Source organism: Shewanella sp. Arc9-LZ (assembly GCF_010092445.1).
Taxonomy (GTDB): domain Bacteria; phylum Pseudomonadota; class Gammaproteobacteria; order Enterobacterales; family Shewanellaceae; genus Shewanella.
In genome coordinates this window covers 332,020-347,637 of the sequence record NZ_CP048031.1, presented here as the reverse complement: position 1 = coordinate 347,637, position 15,618 = coordinate 332,020, and the positions used below count along the sequence as shown (strand labels likewise).

Genomic DNA, 15,618 nt, shown 5'->3' with positions numbered 1-15,618 from the left:
ATCAGCATCGGTTTTTAAGCAACTACACGACCCCATATATTGACCTATTAGTATGCCTTTAGAAGTGAAAAAAGCCCTTTTTGCATACTCTAAAAACATTAGCAGATAACACTCACAACCTTTGGTGCCTTTGAAGTTTATTTGCTAATATTGAATAATGACAGGCTAATACCTTGCGGATAATCTTATGATTTGTCGATTTTTTTTAAACCGTTTTTCTTGCTGCAATCAGCGATCATCCCCAAGATTAAGTCGATGGATTCTACTATGGAGTTTAGTCACTGTTGGTTGCCTTACCAACTTTGTGTCTACTGATGCCCAGGCTGCGCCTTCGCCCAACACTGTGAAGCAACTGATACAGATTAACGACCCAAGCAGCGCAATAGACATTGAAATACAAGGCTCTGTCGTCAATCTAAACGGCTCTGCCACGGAGCAAGCGAGTAAAGAGCGCATACTGCAAACTATAGCCGCTTTACCTGGTGTAACTCAGGTTGTCGATAATATTCACTTGCAACCTATTGCGCCCTTATCTTTGGCTCCCCTGAAGCAAGATGCTGAGCAATTTTGGGCCAAAGCCTTACTCTATTTACCGCGTTTGGCTTTAGGGTTATCAATTTTCTTACTCCTATTTTGGCTTTCACATCCTTTAGCTCGCTTATTGATTAGTCCCTTAGCTTGGGTGACAAAAAGTGAGTTGATCCGTTTAGTGATGCAGCGCAGCATCAGCATATTAATCATATTGTTAGGGCTGTATATATTCTTGCGTCTCGCGGGCTTAACGCAGTTTGCGGTCGCTATTATTAGCAGCACTGGTGTCATTGGGCTGATTTTAGGTTTTGCCTTTAAAGACATCGCCGAAAACTTTATTTCCAGCTTATTACTCAGTGTGCAGCGTCCGTTCAAATTAGGTGATGTAATCTCCGTCGAAGGGAATTTGGGAGTGGTAAAGCAAGTCACAGCAAGAGCCACCACGTTAGTCGATTACGACGGAAATCATATCCAAATACCCAATGCCACTATCTATAAAAACGTGATTAAAAACCTTACCGCCAACCCGAGAATGCGTGGCAATTTTGTCATTGGCATTGGCTATGATGCAAGTATCCGTAAGGCTCAGGACATCGCTATGGAGATCATGGCCGATCATCACGGCGTACTCGCAGATCCCGAGCCGCAGGTGCTGATAAAAAACCTTGGTTCATCGACGATTAATCTACAAGTGTATTTTTGGGTCAATGCTGAAACTCACAGTGTTCCAAAAGTGGCTTCAATTTTAATGCGCTTGCTGGTGCGCGCTTATGAAGCGAATCAGATAAGCTTGCCTGACGACGCCCGCGAACGTATTTTCCCTCAAGGGATACAATTAGTCACCAATGGACATCAGCAAGGTGAAACACCTCTGAATACGATACAGAGCACTGAGCACAACAGCAACAAAGCCCAAGAGTCATTAGAAGATGCCCATAATGAAACTAGCGATGACATCAGCAGCGATACCGATGATATACGTCAACAAGCGGCACAATCACGAGATCCTGAAAGTGGCGCCAATATTATCTAAGCTCTTATGTTGGTTGAGGAATAAGCATGGAATTTTTATTTCTCGATATGCGAACTATAGCGCGAAGGCATCAATAAAATAGCCAGTATTTTATCAGGTTGTTATTGCCTATGTGTCAGCGCCCAACCAGCAATTATCATCAGGGCTGTATCGCCCATTTTGATAACGTCAGCGTTTATAACGCCTCGCAGTCAAACCTTGGTTAGGGTATAATTTGCCACTCTTTTTATGCTTCGTACCTAAGGTTGCTATGTTTCATATTGCCCTTTATGAACCCGAAATCGCTCCAAATACCGGAAACATCATTCGTCTATGCGCCAACAATGGCTCGCAGTTACATTTGATTGAGCCGTTAGGTTTTGATCTCGAAGAAAAGAAATTACGTCGCGCGGGACTCGATTATTCGGATCTAACCAGTGTGACTCGCCATAAAAACTATGCCGCTTTTTTAGAGGCCATGGCAGGAAAGCGTATTATTGCTTGCACCACTAAAGGTAGCCGTCCTCATACGCAAATTGCTTTCCAAGAAAATGATGTATTATTATTTGGCCCCGAAACCCGTGGGTTACCAATGGATATTATTGATGCGACGCCACTTGCGCAGCGCTTACGTATCCCAATGACCGCCAATAGCCGTAGCTTAAACTTATCCAATTCAGTTGCCATTATTAGTTATGAAGCATGGCGTCAGCTGGGTTTTGCAGGCGCTGAGTAATGAAAAAGACGCTATCACCTGAAACCCAACAAGATGCTTTAGCCATTGCCAAAGCAACCCAAAAACCTGGGCAAGTTAAAGAACAAACCAAGCTGATTGCTGCGGGCGTTGAAAAGGGGATTGCTGAATACAAAAAACGTGAGAAGGCTAAGGCTCGCGAACGAGATAAAGCCCGTAAACAGCAGCAAAAATCTAAAAGCGCGACAAGCTCAAATGATGACGATTCTGATATGTCTTACATTGAACCAGAGAGTCGATTCAACCCTTTAACATGGTCGTTGCTGGGGTTACTGCTATTGAGTTGGGCATTGTTTGCCGCTTATTTGTTTTATCGCTAAGTCACAGTGGGTGTTAAGAAGCACTCATTTTATTCTGTCGGCAGAGTATTCTTTGCCGATGGTTTAAGCAGACTAATGGCTCTAATGACTTGATACTGCTCACTGTCGTCATCCAAATAGTGCGCGCTTTGCTGCCATTGCCATCCTGCTGTTGACGGTTTGGTATCACTCATCATGGGATCGAACTGCAATTGTACTAAGGCCGGACGTTGATTGATTTCCCCCTTGCCTAAAAATGAGTAACTGCCCGCTTGCTCATAAAGCGTTAACTGTTGCGAAATATCATCGGTAATCCCATTGGCATACACCAATAAAATATGATCTTGTTGTTGCCTAAACCACCAAGTTTCACTGTTCGAAAAGCGACTACCACGGCTAACACTAATGTATAAATTACGTTTATCTGCCGAGCACATCACCGAAGTGCTTACCTGCTTCGGCGCAACATTCGGATTGGCTGCACTGCCCTGCCACTCACCCACTAGTTGGCTACAAAACGTATCTAAAGTTACTTTCGCAGCATAAGATGACGTTGAATGTGTCAGTAACAACATCGCCGTTAGCAGTAATATAAATCGGCATGTATGTATCATTAACCATCCTCTTATCGCAATCGCGTTTAACACTTAACGGATCCCAAGCTCAACATAGCCAATGTTGCCTGCACCTATCTTGGCTTAGCGAGCTCATTGAATCACTGAGTGACACCATGATATCTAGCCATAAAAAATGGCCCACTTATGTGAGCCATCATACGATACTACAGTGCAATTAGCTGACTAAGTCATTAATTGAATAAGCCATTAATTGCATAAGCAATTAACCCACTGACAACTACTGACCAAAACCCGTCGCAGTGATATCAACTTTAGTCACTTCACCGTATTGCGCTGCAATATCAGCAATGTTTTCAGCGTTGCCAATCAACACAAACTGTAAGTTTTGTTGTGGGAAATATTGCTTAATCAAACGTTGAGTGTCTGCAAGGGTAAGTCCATCTACTTTAGCTTGAAATTGATTAATAAAATCATCATTAAAGCCATACAGATACATGTCAGACAATAAACCGGCTAACTGTCCACTCGTCTCATACTTAGGTGGGAACTGGCCTTTAACATAGGCTTTGGCAGAATCTAAAGTGGCTTGATCAATGCCCTTTTCCCATAAACGAGCATAGGTTTTTAAGGCTAAATCAATGGCTTCTTTAGTGGTCGATGACTTAGTAAAAGTACTGATTTGGAATACCCCAGATTGAGCATAAGGGCTAAAACCAGAACGGGCACCGTAAGTTAATCCGGCATTGACGCGTAATTCATCATTTAACCATGAAGTAAAACGACCACCTAAAATGGTGTTCACTACGGTTAACCCAACATAATCAGGATTGTCATAACGGATCCCCACGCCACCAATTAAAAAGGTGGTTTCAATTGCGTCAGGCTTGTCGACCAACAGTACGTGAGGTTGGGTTAATGTTGGTAAATGTTGGCTTAAATCTGGCTGAACCACGGTTTCAGTGGTCTGCCAATCGCCAAAGGCTTTATTCAGTTTAGCGGTCATGTCGGCAACATCAAAATCGCCCACCACGTTAATGGTCATGTTGTTTGGTTGATAATAGCCTTTATGAAAAGCACGTAACTCCTCAACAGAAAGTTTATCAATGGTGTCACTATTGCCTGATACCGGATTGGCATAAGGATGATCACCAAAGACTAACTTATTGAAGTAGCGACCAATCACTGCTCGAGGACTTTCTTTTTGCTGTGATAAACCCACAATTTCGCGCTGTTTTAGTTTATCAAATTCAGCGCTATCAAAGTCTGGTTGGCGCAATACGTGGCTAAAAATATCGAGCACGGTATCAACATCTTTGCTCATCATATTGGCACGAATATAACTGCCTTCTAAATCAGCGTTGGTGTCTATGCTGGCACCCATAAAATCTAACTGCTGCTCGATGTCGGCCTTTGATTGACCCGCTGCACCCAACAGTAAACTTTGTGAGGTAATGTAAGCCATACCAGAGGTAATATCATTGACTGCTCCCGCTCTCACTACGGCATCAATGGTCACTAATGGCACTTCTTTTTGCACCATCAGCTTAACCTTTAAGCCATTGTCTAAGGTAACAGATTGGTAGCTTGGCATAACAAAGCTAGCGGTAACAGGGTTGGCGGAATCGGCAGTGGTTTTCTGGGTTGTCGCACAACCACTTATCCCTAAGCTACAGGCCAATGCGATTGCTGATAATGATATTTTAATGCGTGTGTGAGTTACGGTTTTCATTTGTCTGACTCCTCAGTAGCAGCGAGCACACCGACAGTTCGATTCGCTTTAATTAAATAGGTTTGCACCACACGCTGAATATCAGCAGGAGTGACCTTGTTATAGGCTTCTGGGGCGTTAAACAGTTTTGCATAGTCGCCAAAATACAGCTCGTATGTGCCTAAAGTATTGGCTTTACCATTAATGGTTTCCATCGTGCGGTAAAAGTCCATTAACTTAATATTTTTAACTTTTTCAAGTTCTTGCTGAGTCACACCTTGCTCGGAAATTAGATCAATCTGCTCGATGAGAGCTTTTTCTAAAGTCTCGGCACTGACTCCCGCATTCGCTACACCCAAGATATAAAACAAGTTAGGGTCAAACGACATCGGCATGTAAGTGTCGGCAGCGACAGCTAATTGCTTGTCGACTAGCGCTTTATAAAAGCGTGAGCTATTACCTTCGCTTAACATCGACGTTAATAAATCCAATGCATAGTAGTCTGCATGGCTAGTTGCAGGTACATGATAAGCCAACATAATGTTTGGCGTGCTTACCGATTCTTTTTTAACAAATACCCGACGTTCGCCATTTTGTTGCGGTTCAACCGTGCGTACGGCTTTCGGTGGGGCTTGGGCCGGAATTGGCGCAAAATACTGATTAGCCAAGGCTTTCACTTCGGCTAGCTTCACATCACCGGTAATCACCACTAGCGCATTGTTAGGGGCATAGTAGGTTTTATGGTATTGCTGTAAGTCTGCTAATGTCCAAGCTGCAATGTCTGACTCATAACCAATCACCGACCAGCTATATGGATGCGCCGCAAAGGCGACACTTTTAAGCGCTTCTTGAATAGTACGCCAATTGGAGTTTTCAAGCCCTGTAGTGCGCTCTGATTGCACCACGCCGCGCTCACTTTCAACCATTTCAGGATTGATGTCTAAATTGGCGATGCGGTCTGCTTCTAAATCAAAAATAGTTTCTAGACCATTTGCTGGAAACCAGTCGGTATATACCGTTATATCTTCACTGGTATAAGCGTTGTTGGCGCCACCAGCCGCTTCCATCGTACGGTCAAACATTTTAGGGCCAAACTTTTTAGAACCATTAAACATCATGTGTTCAAAAAAGTGCGAAATACCGGTAATACCAGGTACTTCATTGCGCGAACCCACTTTCCAAAAAATGTACATATTGGCATTAGGGATAGAACTATCCTCCAACACCATAATCTTCATGCCATTATCTAAGGTAAAACTATTAATATCTTCAGCTTGTGTCGCTGACACATTAGGCGCACTCAGTACGCCTAATGTCATCAGCAACGCCATTATCTTGCGGGTCATATCTCGCTCCTTTTGAGCTATCGTCCAATGGTTTATTTAAATTGGTTTTTTTAAAATGGATTATTAAAATTGGTTTTTAAATAGGGCTATTGTGCCGCGCTTAATGCGGTTAAGGCAATTTGGGTCATGGTTTGCACGCCAACCTTAAGGGCACTCTCATCAACATAAAATGCCGGAGAGTGATTACTGGCGACATTATTGATATCTTGGTCAGCAGGTGTCACGCCCAAGAAAAAGAACATCCCGGGTGTTTCTAATGCGTAATAAGAAAAGTCTTCCGCACCGGTAATCAGTCCTGGCTCAATCAACATATTGCCACCCACTACAGAGGCGATAACCGGGCGCATTTTGCTGACTAATTCTGGGTTGTTAACCGTAACCGGATAACCAGGTTGGATCACGGTTACTGCAGTGGCGCCAACTGTTTTAGCGGCATTAGCTGCCACTTGGGCCAATTTAACTTTAATGTCGGCGCGCATATCTTGATCGAAAGTACGAATAGTACCAATAAGTTCTACTTCGTCAGGAATAATATTCGATCGAATACCACCATTAATGGCCCCAAAACTCACTACTGCAGGTGCTTTGGTAATATCCACCTGACGACTAATAATGGTTTGCACACTATTAATAATTTGTGCCGAGGCCACGATAGGATCAACACCACTCCAAGGACGTGAGCCATGGGTTTGCTTGCCCATCACTTTAATCGTAAATGAGTCTTCACTCGCCATTGCAGGGCCGGAACGTAGACCAATCATACCTGTAGGCATGCTTGAAGTAACATGCATACCAAACACTTGCTCAGGCTTGCGCTTGGCAAATAAGCCTTGTTTGAGCATTAACTCCGCACCGCCTTGTTCACCTTCTGGCGCGCCTTCTTCGGCTGGCTGAAAGATAAACATTACATCACCGGCTAGGCTGTCTTTTACTTTTACGAGGTTTTCAGCCACGCCCATCAGCATAGCCACATGGGTATCATGACCGCACGCGTGCATCACACCTACTGTTTGATTTCGATAAGTGTCAGTTACTTTAGAGGCAAAAGGTAAATCAACCACTTCGGTAACGGGCAGCGCATCCATATCAGCGCGTAAACCAATTAATGGCCCAGGCTTGCCGCCTTTTAGTATGGCGACCACACCGGTATGAGCAATACCCGTCTGCACTTCAAGTCCGAGAGATTTAAGATGTTTCTCAATCACTTTACTGGTGCGAAATTCGCGATTAGATAATTCAGGGTGTTGATGTAAATCGCGGCGCCATGCAATGACTTTGCTTTCAACTTGAGCGGTTAGTTCTGCAGCATTGGGCACGCTAGCCACGGTAGTCGTGCTGTAAACACTGGTGGCAAATACACTTGAAAGCAGTAAAGCAACAGACGTCAGGCGCATGTTTATTCCATTTATTATAGTAATTAGTGCAACAAAACTACCTTGAAATGACGCTTTTGTTAAATCTTTTACCGCTTTGCTAACAAGTCAATTGTATCTATTTATTAATACCCAACACTCACGACTAAACTGGCGACTTTGGAAGGTGAAAAAACACCACATCGCTGTCGATAATTTCAAGCTGCCAACCTTGCTGTAATGCTAACCATTGAAAGGTTTCTATAGAGTAGAAATTGATATGAGTTGGGTCAATTTTATAGTACCAATTGTTAAACTTATCTAAGCTGGGTACTTGTTTGGTCATTACTGCCAATATGCCGCCAGGCAACAATAATGTACTTAACTGCGTCATCAACGCCTGCGCATTGGCAATGTGCTCTATCACTTCAGTTAAGCAAACAAAATCATATTGCTGAGAGAGTACTTGAGTATCTGGGTGGTAAAATAAATCATAATTAACCACCTTAATGCCTTGCGCTACAGCCATTTGGCTTAATACAGCACCTTCTCCGCAGCCAAAATCTAACCCTATTGCACCGGGTTTAATACGCGCGATTAATGGCGTTAAAGTACGGGATAAAAATTGTTGGTAACCTAGATCGGCAACGTCATTATTGTGACAATCATAATGGGCTTTTTCTGCTATTTGATCCAAATAAAATGCTGCAGGAACCGATACCAAAAAACATTGCGGACAACGGACATAGGGACGACTTTTATCTTGAGAAAAAGCAACTGTTTCATGGTGACACAAAGGACAAGACGACAAAGCGAACTCCAAAATAAACCGAACGGGTCAATCAACAGCAAGACTAATCAGATTGAACTGGCTCTATACTGGTGTCTTTAGGGATTTTACGGGTTTGAGTAGCGGCCTCTTGCGCCTGTTGTAAATACTTTTGCTGACGGGTTAAACGCTCATCCGATTGAGCACGGGCTTTTTCGAGCTGCTGCGCTTCCCAATCGTTTGGCTGCGACTTAGCTAATACTTCTTGCTCACGTTCCGAGGTAGCCTTGGCTGCCTCACGCGCTTTTTGCAATTGCGTTTGCTCAAGTTCAGCCGACTCTTGGCGCGCTTGCTCGCCTTTTTCAGCCAAGGTCATTGTTTTATGTGGCTTATCAGCAGCTACTGTAAAAAACGCCAATGAACTGGCAGTAACGAGCAAAATAAATGAGCCTATTCGCCGATGTTTCATCTTGTCTATCCTTTGATTTTATCGCCGTTATATCGCTCACGAACCACAGCAGGCATAGCCGTTAACTTATGTTGCACCATTGCGTTAAACACTGCAAATATTGGCGCGATTTCAGCAGCGGGATTTAACGCAATCAACGTGTGGGCAACCGCTTCCAGAGTCGACAAGCTGTCGCTACGTTTCGCTTTACGAATGATATATTGCGACTCATCTTCACATTCTAGATGCAATGACGGGTAATTAAGTAACCACGGATTGAGCTGCAACATTCGGTATGCTTTACGCCAAGTACCGTCGACTAAAATAATTATCGCAGCCTCACTCGCTCCAGCCTCGGCTACAGTTTGACTGTGCTCATTTGGATAAACCACATAAATCGGCTTCGTTTGCGCAGCTAAATAATGTTGCAGCTCAATAAAGTCCGCGACAGATTCACCCACGTAAATTTTCATCTGCGGCATCACCAGTTTCAATAACCTCACGGTGTTCTTAGCATGATCCACTTCAGATGGATGCTGCATCACCACAACCTCGGTATTTGACGTCACCGGTGTGAGCGCATGACACACGCAAGCCGACTGTGGGTATTGGCAATGGATACAATAACTTCTGCTCATTTTTTGTCTTATTTTGTTGCAAATCTGTTGTTGCAAATATGTAAAGTTGAGTTCAATATACTTTGCTCTACACCATAATACCTCAAGGAAGAACCATTACTATGACTAGAACAAAGATGTCTGTGGCATTAATGCTCGCATTGGCCACAATCCCTGCATATGCAGCCCAAGATAATACCTATCACCACGAAGCAGAAATCGGTTTTTTAGACTCATCAGGTGAAGCGGATGGCCTAGTTAACGCCAATTATCGCTATTACTTTAAAGCGGTTGAACAAGCAGATAAGCCATACGCATTGGCGGGATTCTTTAATCAAGGCTCAACTGTTTCTGCGCGTTATGCCACCACTGACTTCCAAGATTTATATCACATCTCTGGAGAATACGTTTTTGACTCAAAATGGTTTTTGGGGGCTGGAGTCAACCAGTTAAATGCAGATGATGCTGTATTTGACATCACAACATACGAGATAAGTGCTGGATATTTTTTTAGCGAACACTCAAAGTTATCCTTGAACTACACGACCAACTCAGAATCAGAATCTAACAATGGCGCATATCTAGAATATGAATTTGAATCATATTTTAGCCAAAACATTGATGCTATCACGTTAACTTACGAACATTTTATTCCATTACAATCAACCGCTGGAGTGTTTATAACTGGGGCTGTAGGTTATCAAAACCCACAATATATCAACAACGAAATGCTCACTCAAGTTGATGGCTCAACTCCGACTATAGTGCAAGATTCTAAAATAAACTTTGAAAATGACATTTATACTGTTGCAGTGTTTGCAGATTGGTATATCAATAACGCATGGTCAGTGGGTGCGACTTACTACCGGACAGATGTAAATACTGATTTAAGCAGCAGTAATATTGATGACTCAAATAAAAGTAGCCACAGCAACAACATCACTGAAACGGGTTTAAATACACGTTACTTCTGGCATTTTTCAGATGTATTCTCGGCTAAGTTTTCACTAGAACATTATTTCGATAATGGTGAGTATAATAGTGATTCAGAAACTAATGTTGGCATAGCTATCAACGCCCGCTTTTAAGTCTCACCATATTGAGGCAAAAAAATACCCGCGGAATGTGGTTAGCATTCTGCGGGTTAAAGGTGATATTACTAAAGCTAATTAGTCATGTTGTAACTGTTCTTGATGCAGATGGCTTAAACGGTTCATTGCCATAATGATCAGCAATACTGCACTAAAGCCCCCCATAACAACCGCTATCGCATAAGGTGCTGGTATATCAGTTAGCTGGATCAACGCCGTCAGTATTGATGCCCCACTCATTTGAATGCAACCTAACATCGCCGTCGCGGTACCAGCGCGCTCACCGAAAGCCGACAACGCCATACTGGTTGCTGGGCCAAGCAAAATAGCAAAGCCAATACATAAAATCATCATCGGAGCCATAAAGGCTATTGCGGCGGCTAATCCTTCTTGAGGGCCAGCAAAGTACATCGCGGCTTCGATAACAGCAGCAATCAACATCAACGATAATGCCACTACTACTCCCGGACGGTTACCAATACGCTTAACCAACACTGGGGCAGCAAAACATGCGGCAATATTTACCGCAGCATTAAGGCCAAATAAACCGCTGAAAGTTAATTCTGAAATGCCTAAATGACCAATTAACCATACTGGTGAATAAGACACGTAACATAAAATTGATGCCATCGCGATCATGCAACAACTGGCATAAAACATAAAATGAGGGTCGCCAATAACCGGCTTATAGCGGCTCCAACGGTATAAAGGCCCTGTACTGTCGGTATTTAATGGACGCGTTTCCGGAAAACGGAACCCCACCAAAAACAACACAAAAATGGCATACAAAGCCATAAAAATGAAGGTAGAACGCCAGCCAAACTGTAATGCTAATAAGCCACCAAATGTAGGTGCCAGTGCCGGGACCACACAAATTGCACCATTTAGATAACTGTACATCGACACACTTTCTTTGCGCGAATAGCAGTCACGTACCGCACTAAATACCACAATAGAGGTGGAACAAGCCGCTAAGCCTTGAAACACACGGGCAACCTGCAACCATTCAAACTCAACCGCATAAGCCCCTAATAAACTGCTAATGCCATAAAGTACAATCCCAAATAATGCGACAGGTTTACGGCCAAAACGGTCCGCGAGTGGACCAATTAAAATTTGCCCTACGCCCATCGCAAATAAAAATAACACTAAGGTGGACTGTACTTCACTGTTTGATACACCGTACTCCAATGCCATTGCAGGCATAGACGGTAGATAAATATCAATAGCCAACGGGCTCAAAAGCACCATAAACATTAACAGTGGCAATAAGTTACGACGCATAAACTTCTTTCTCTCAAATTTTTAATGCACAAAGGTCACCCTTAATAGGGCGCTATAATAAGTCAAATGGAGGTATGAATGAAAATGATATAAAATCCGAAGTGAATTTCCATTTGAGAATATCACATGAATTTAGACAACCTTGCTCGAATCGATCTTAATCTATTAGTCATTCTACAAGTATTACTTGAGGAGCAAAGCGTCACTCGGGCTGCCCATCGCTTGCATGTGAGTCAATCTGCTGTCAGTAAAAGCTTAAATCGGTTGCGAGAAACATTAGACGATCCACTGTTTCAACGCACAGCACACGGCTTAAAGCCAACCGCACATGCTGATGCATTAAGACAACAACTGCCGTTAGTATTACAAAACTTGTATCAACTTACGCAACCGCCAACCTTTCATCCGGCGACCAGTAACCGCCAATTTTCATTCTCGATGGTCGAAAGTGCTTATGAAACCTTAATTCCCTATTTTATCGGACCATTATTACAACAGGCACCGTTAATAAAATTAGATTCCTATGTTTGGACCGAAAAATCCATGCAAGACCTACAGCAAGGACAAATAGATTTTGGCATTGCAGGTCGAGATATTCTGCCTCAAACCGACGTCAATATTGACAACGTACCTGAAGGCATTGAATCACAAGTCTTATTTAACGATCATCAAGTTTGCTTAGTGCGTAAAAATCATCCTATTTTACAGGCTGTAAAAGATGGTCGCTGGGATCAAGCTCACTACCTTAACATGTCTCATGTACAGGTAAGATGTGAAGGTAACGATTGGTGGGCACTCGATTACCACTTAGCCAACTTGGGCTTACATCGTAACCTATCGACCACAGTGCCAGATTTTTATGGTGCTGCCAGCGTTTGTGCCAATACCGATTTAATTTTTACCTTGCCCTCTAGCTTTGCTAACCATGCACAAAAACTATATTCGCTGGTGCCCATTCCCTTACCCTTTGAGTTTATGCCTATGGCTTATGTGTTTTTATGGCATGAACGAAATAATCAAGAGCCGGGACATCAATGGTTTCGCAATATTATTTTCAGCAGCGTCGATAAAGCCATCGCGAACCAACATATTAGTAAACACAACGGCTGACATTGAGCCTAAATTGAACTTTTAGCTCGCGCAACACTCAAATAAAACGACTAGATGACAAATAATCCATCAAGCCAACCTGATGGATTATGTAATAGGGTAAACCCTCGGAGATCAGAGGATGTTCAGTTCAATTTACACTCACAAAATAATGCAAAGCCTGCAAAAAATGCGACCATTGGCAGCATTAACAACGGTTGCCACAGTCTTGATCGGCGGCTTGCTATTGTTACCGTTAATATTACTGTTTGTGTTTGTAGGTTTCATCGGTATGACACTGTTAAGACGCCAATACATGCGCCAGCATCGTACTGCATCATCACCCCTTTCAACAGCTAATCCCAAAGATGATATTTATCATGATCATCCAAATATTGAACGAGAAAACTCGAATCAGAAATCTCGTTTGAGTCATGCCAAATCTGCAGGACTATCGTAACTAAAGTTGAAAAATAACAGGTTAGTATTGACTAACTTATTGACCATCATGCAGCCGTTATAACATGACAGCGAAAGTAACCATCACTAAAAGCATTTTATAAACAGTATGCCTAAATCTAGTCTCGATTAACCCTTTGGCATTGTCTGTGTGGGCAATAACTTTCGCTCTCAAACTTAACACATTAACTAGGTTTAACGTGACATATTATGTCAAAACGTTGCAAGCTGTACATTAAGTCATCGTTACTGATTTATAGATAACGTTTTTTAGACACCTATTTTCAGACTAAGCGCATTCAGGAGCCATTATGAAATTTAATCAATCATTCCACACTGCCAATTTAAAAAGTCGATTCTCGGCTATGAACCCCATTTTGGCATTACTGATGTTTTTTAGCATCGCATTAACCACAATTGTGCTATTACCCTTTTTATTGTTACTGGGCTTATTAAGCTTTATTACTTTACAACTATTAGGTAAAAAAATATTGCAGAGAAACCAGTCACAAGCTCAACAAGGTGATATCTACCAAGACCGCGCTGATGTTCAGCGCGAACAAGCAGCGCCTTACGCAGATATGTTTAGCCGACCTAAATCGACTCAAACTCAACACACTGGTCGCACATTTGAGCATCAGGCAGATTAACTAACCGTTAGATGCGTTTAGTGACAACCTTACCGATTCTAGCCATTTGTCCAAATTGGTATTGGCTTTGTTTATTATTTATGTAAAACATAAAGAGCGGCTAAACACTAGTCACCTCTTAGGCATTGAATCGCGCAGATCAAACCCCAATGTTATTAGAAGGCGGGCAAATAGAGTAGCAAACGATGCTGCCACATTTGCCAGTAATATAAGCCAAAAATTCGATACTGAGGAGAAGATAAAATGAACAAGACACTCATTTTAGGCGCAAGCGGACAGATCGGTAACATGGCGACAAAGCAGCTATTAGCAGATGGCCAATCAGTCATAGCGTTAGTGCGAGATAAAAATAAATTGGCTGATATCGCCAGCGATAAGAAGCTAGACATAGTTGAAGCGGATTTAGAACAGGACTTTAGCCAAGCATTTAACGATTGCGATCAGGTCATTTTCAGCGCTGGCTCAGGTGGTAAAACAGGTGCAGACAAAACTATGCTCATTGATTTATGGGCGGCCTGTAAAGCCATTGATTACGCAAAAGCGGCTAATGTGTCACATTTCATTATGGTCAGCTCTATCGGCGCTGACGATCCCGACCAAGGCTCAGAAAAAATGAAGCCTTACTTAGTTGCCAAACACATGGCCGATGAATACTTGATCAGCAGTGGGCTTAACTACACTATATTTAGACCGGGTTCATTAACCGATGATAGTGCCACAGGTAAAGTCCAAACCCAACGGCCGAGCAGCAAAGAAAAAATGACCATTAACAGAGAAGATGTTGCTCGCGCACTGACTTACGCTGTAGGAAAACCACAGCTAGGCGGCAAAGTCTTTGAATTATTTAATGGCAGTAAATCCCTCACTGATGTCCTAAATTAATCCATTCAGTAGGCATTCGCCTAACAACACTATAAACACTGAAATAAAACGGCCAGCACAACGCTGGCCGTTTTATTTTTAGTATTTTTTCATAGTCTTAGATAAAACAAATCAGCTATATTCCGTGGTTAGGTGCACCACTATTTAGCCCTGAACTTTAAGCCTGAAATGACATTTTTAACCATCGTACACTGCTAGATTACCGAACTGACTGGCGATTATCTAGGTGTGGAAGAGTGACCATTGTGCAAATGATAAAAGCTAATACGCTTGCTGATTTTTGGACAAAAGTGTATTTAAGATATGGCCTGCGGCCACTAACGTCGTGGCGCTTCACCCACACCAGATTAACATCGCAAGGTTCCACCTTGCTCGGGCAAAAAAGGGATCAGCAGCGAACACATTGCGACGGAAATTGATCCAGCTTCTGACTGCGTATGTAACCATCTTCGACCCATCTTGTAATAAAAAGTGAAAATGCTAACGCTTTCGATGTTACATCCTGTACCGCGAAAGCTAGCCTGACGTCCTATCAGGCTCACACATTCTTTTATAAAGAGTCTTCAACGGCCACAAGTTCAGAGTTGAATTTATCCATTTTCAAGCAAGGTATTTGACGCATTTATGGACAAAAGTGCGTTAGATTCCTAACTCTAGTTCGTGAGTTTCGGATTAAAATTTCTATGGGTAACGTCCAAAGCACGCGCCAAATACCGGAGCTTTGTTTTTGTGAGAGCATTTTTCGGCAC

16 protein-coding genes are annotated in these 15,618 nt (G+C 42.7%); 8 read left to right on the top strand and 8 right to left on the bottom strand.

Going from position 1 to position 15,618, the window contains the following annotated elements:
- Positions 1 to 187 precede the first annotated feature (187 nt).
- The 3 genes from GUY17_RS01645 to GUY17_RS01635 all read left to right on the top strand — a co-directional run bounded on the left by GUY17_RS01645 (position 188) and on the right by GUY17_RS01635 (position 2,617).
- Entirely contained in the window at positions 188 to 1,564 is a 1,377-nt protein-coding gene (locus tag GUY17_RS01645; RefSeq protein ID WP_162022103.1) for a mechanosensitive ion channel family protein, read from the top strand.
- Positions 1,565 to 1,814: 250 nt separating this feature from the next.
- Complete coding sequence (gene trmL, locus GUY17_RS01640; RefSeq protein WP_059745837.1) at positions 1,815 to 2,279, top strand: tRNA (uridine(34)/cytosine(34)/5-carboxymethylaminomethyluridine(34)-2'-O)-methyltransferase TrmL; 465 nt, start codon at positions 1,815 to 1,817, stop codon at positions 2,277 to 2,279.
- Positions 2,279 to 2,617 (top strand): DUF2956 domain-containing protein, encoded by a 339-nt coding sequence (locus GUY17_RS01635; RefSeq protein ID WP_101084929.1) that lies wholly within the window; start codon positions 2,279 to 2,281, stop codon positions 2,615 to 2,617. The genes trmL and GUY17_RS01635 overlap by 1 nt, the downstream gene beginning before the upstream one ends.
- A gap of 29 nt (positions 2,618 to 2,646) precedes the next feature.
- Here GUY17_RS01635 and GUY17_RS01630 read toward each other — a convergent pair whose 3' ends face one another.
- The 7 genes from GUY17_RS01630 to GUY17_RS01600 all read right to left on the bottom strand — a co-directional run bounded on the left by GUY17_RS01630 (position 2,647) and on the right by GUY17_RS01600 (position 9,435).
- Positions 2,647 to 3,210 carry a hypothetical protein gene (locus GUY17_RS01630; RefSeq protein ID WP_162022102.1) on the bottom strand — a complete coding sequence of 188 codons (564 nt, stop codon included), beginning with the start codon at positions 3,208 to 3,210 and terminating at the stop codon, positions 2,647 to 2,649.
- Between the two features lie 241 nt (positions 3,211 to 3,451).
- Complete coding sequence (locus GUY17_RS01625; protein ID WP_162022101.1) at positions 3,452 to 4,903, bottom strand: pitrilysin family protein; 1,452 nt, start codon at positions 4,901 to 4,903, stop codon at positions 3,452 to 3,454.
- Positions 4,900 to 6,228 (bottom strand): pitrilysin family protein, encoded by a 1,329-nt coding sequence (locus GUY17_RS01620; RefSeq protein WP_162022100.1) that lies wholly within the window; start codon positions 6,226 to 6,228, stop codon positions 4,900 to 4,902. Before GUY17_RS01620 ends, GUY17_RS01625 begins: the two co-directional genes overlap by 4 nt.
- 86 nt (positions 6,229 to 6,314) lie before the next feature.
- Positions 6,315 to 7,622 (bottom strand): amidohydrolase, encoded by a 1,308-nt coding sequence (locus GUY17_RS01615; protein ID WP_162022099.1) that lies wholly within the window; start codon positions 7,620 to 7,622, stop codon positions 6,315 to 6,317.
- 124 nt (positions 7,623 to 7,746) lie between these two features.
- Positions 7,747 to 8,391, bottom strand: a complete 645-nt coding sequence (locus GUY17_RS01610; protein ID WP_162022098.1) for a class I SAM-dependent methyltransferase — start codon at positions 8,389 to 8,391, stop codon at positions 7,747 to 7,749.
- 43 nt (positions 8,392 to 8,434) lie between these two features.
- Entirely contained in the window at positions 8,435 to 8,818 is a 384-nt protein-coding gene (locus GUY17_RS01605; protein WP_174839620.1) for a hypothetical protein, read from the bottom strand.
- 5 nt (positions 8,819 to 8,823) lie between these two features.
- A complete protein-coding gene (locus tag GUY17_RS01600) occupies positions 8,824 to 9,435 on the bottom strand; it encodes a tRNA-uridine aminocarboxypropyltransferase (protein ID WP_162022097.1) in 612 nt (203 codons plus the stop codon).
- A gap of 101 nt (positions 9,436 to 9,536) precedes the next feature.
- Between GUY17_RS01600 and GUY17_RS01595 the strand changes: the two genes are divergently transcribed.
- The gene (locus tag GUY17_RS01595; protein ID WP_162022096.1) at positions 9,537 to 10,502 is read left to right on the top strand and encodes a putative porin; all 966 of its coding nucleotides are present in this window, start codon (positions 9,537 to 9,539) and stop codon (positions 10,500 to 10,502) included.
- 81 nt (positions 10,503 to 10,583) lie between these two features.
- Here GUY17_RS01595 and GUY17_RS01590 read toward each other — a convergent pair whose 3' ends face one another.
- Complete coding sequence (locus GUY17_RS01590) at positions 10,584 to 11,789, bottom strand: multidrug effflux MFS transporter (protein WP_101084920.1); 1,206 nt, start codon at positions 11,787 to 11,789, stop codon at positions 10,584 to 10,586.
- Between the two features lie 126 nt (positions 11,790 to 11,915).
- Between GUY17_RS01590 and GUY17_RS01585 the strand changes: the two genes are divergently transcribed.
- The 4 genes from GUY17_RS01585 (at position 11,916) to GUY17_RS01570 (ending at position 14,869) form a co-directional block, all read left to right on the top strand.
- Positions 11,916 to 12,899, top strand: coding sequence for a LysR family transcriptional regulator (locus tag GUY17_RS01585; protein WP_101084919.1), 984 nt, complete (start codon positions 11,916 to 11,918; stop codon positions 12,897 to 12,899).
- Between the two features lie 121 nt (positions 12,900 to 13,020).
- The gene (locus tag GUY17_RS01580) at positions 13,021 to 13,338 is read left to right on the top strand and encodes a hypothetical protein (RefSeq protein WP_162022095.1); all 318 of its coding nucleotides are present in this window, start codon (positions 13,021 to 13,023) and stop codon (positions 13,336 to 13,338) included.
- A gap of 310 nt (positions 13,339 to 13,648) precedes the next feature.
- A complete protein-coding gene (locus GUY17_RS01575) occupies positions 13,649 to 13,987 on the top strand; it encodes a hypothetical protein (RefSeq protein WP_162022094.1) in 339 nt (112 codons plus the stop codon).
- A 243-nt stretch (positions 13,988 to 14,230) separates the two neighbouring features.
- On the top strand, positions 14,231 to 14,869 hold the full coding sequence (locus GUY17_RS01570) for an SDR family oxidoreductase (RefSeq protein WP_162022093.1): 639 nt from the start codon (positions 14,231 to 14,233) through the stop codon (positions 14,867 to 14,869).
- Positions 14,870 to 15,618 lie beyond the last annotated feature (749 nt).

What these genes read in the sequence shown, in the direction of transcription:
- GUY17_RS01645 (WP_162022103.1), top strand. Translation starts at nt 188, where the DNA reads ATGATTTGTCGATTTTTTTTAAACCGTTTTTCTTGCTGCAATCAGCGA.
- trmL (WP_059745837.1), top strand. Translation starts at nt 1,815, where the DNA reads ATGTTTCATATTGCCCTTTATGAACCCGAAATCGCTCCAAATACCGGA.
- GUY17_RS01635 (WP_101084929.1), top strand. Translation starts at nt 2,279, where the DNA reads ATGAAAAAGACGCTATCACCTGAAACCCAACAAGATGCTTTAGCCATT.
- GUY17_RS01630 (WP_162022102.1), bottom strand. Translation starts at nt 3,210, where the DNA reads ATGATACATACATGCCGATTTATATTACTGCTAACGGCGATGTTGTTA.
- GUY17_RS01625 (WP_162022101.1), bottom strand. Translation starts at nt 4,903, where the DNA reads ATGAAAACCGTAACTCACACACGCATTAAAATATCATTATCAGCAATC.
- GUY17_RS01620 (WP_162022100.1), bottom strand. Translation starts at nt 6,228, where the DNA reads ATGACCCGCAAGATAATGGCGTTGCTGATGACATTAGGCGTACTGAGT.
- GUY17_RS01615 (WP_162022099.1), bottom strand. Translation starts at nt 7,622, where the DNA reads ATGCGCCTGACGTCTGTTGCTTTACTGCTTTCAAGTGTATTTGCCACC.
- GUY17_RS01605 (WP_174839620.1), bottom strand. Translation starts at nt 8,818, where the DNA reads ATGAAACATCGGCGAATAGGCTCATTTATTTTGCTCGTTACTGCCAGT.
- GUY17_RS01600 (WP_162022097.1), bottom strand. Translation starts at nt 9,435, where the DNA reads ATGAGCAGAAGTTATTGTATCCATTGCCAATACCCACAGTCGGCTTGC.
- GUY17_RS01595 (WP_162022096.1), top strand. Translation starts at nt 9,537, where the DNA reads ATGACTAGAACAAAGATGTCTGTGGCATTAATGCTCGCATTGGCCACA.
- GUY17_RS01590 (WP_101084920.1), bottom strand. Translation starts at nt 11,789, where the DNA reads ATGCGTCGTAACTTATTGCCACTGTTAATGTTTATGGTGCTTTTGAGC.
- GUY17_RS01585 (WP_101084919.1), top strand. Translation starts at nt 11,916, where the DNA reads ATGAATTTAGACAACCTTGCTCGAATCGATCTTAATCTATTAGTCATT.
- GUY17_RS01580 (WP_162022095.1), top strand. Translation starts at nt 13,021, where the DNA reads ATGTTCAGTTCAATTTACACTCACAAAATAATGCAAAGCCTGCAAAAA.
- GUY17_RS01575 (WP_162022094.1), top strand. Translation starts at nt 13,649, where the DNA reads ATGAAATTTAATCAATCATTCCACACTGCCAATTTAAAAAGTCGATTC.
- GUY17_RS01570 (WP_162022093.1), top strand. Translation starts at nt 14,231, where the DNA reads ATGAACAAGACACTCATTTTAGGCGCAAGCGGACAGATCGGTAACATG.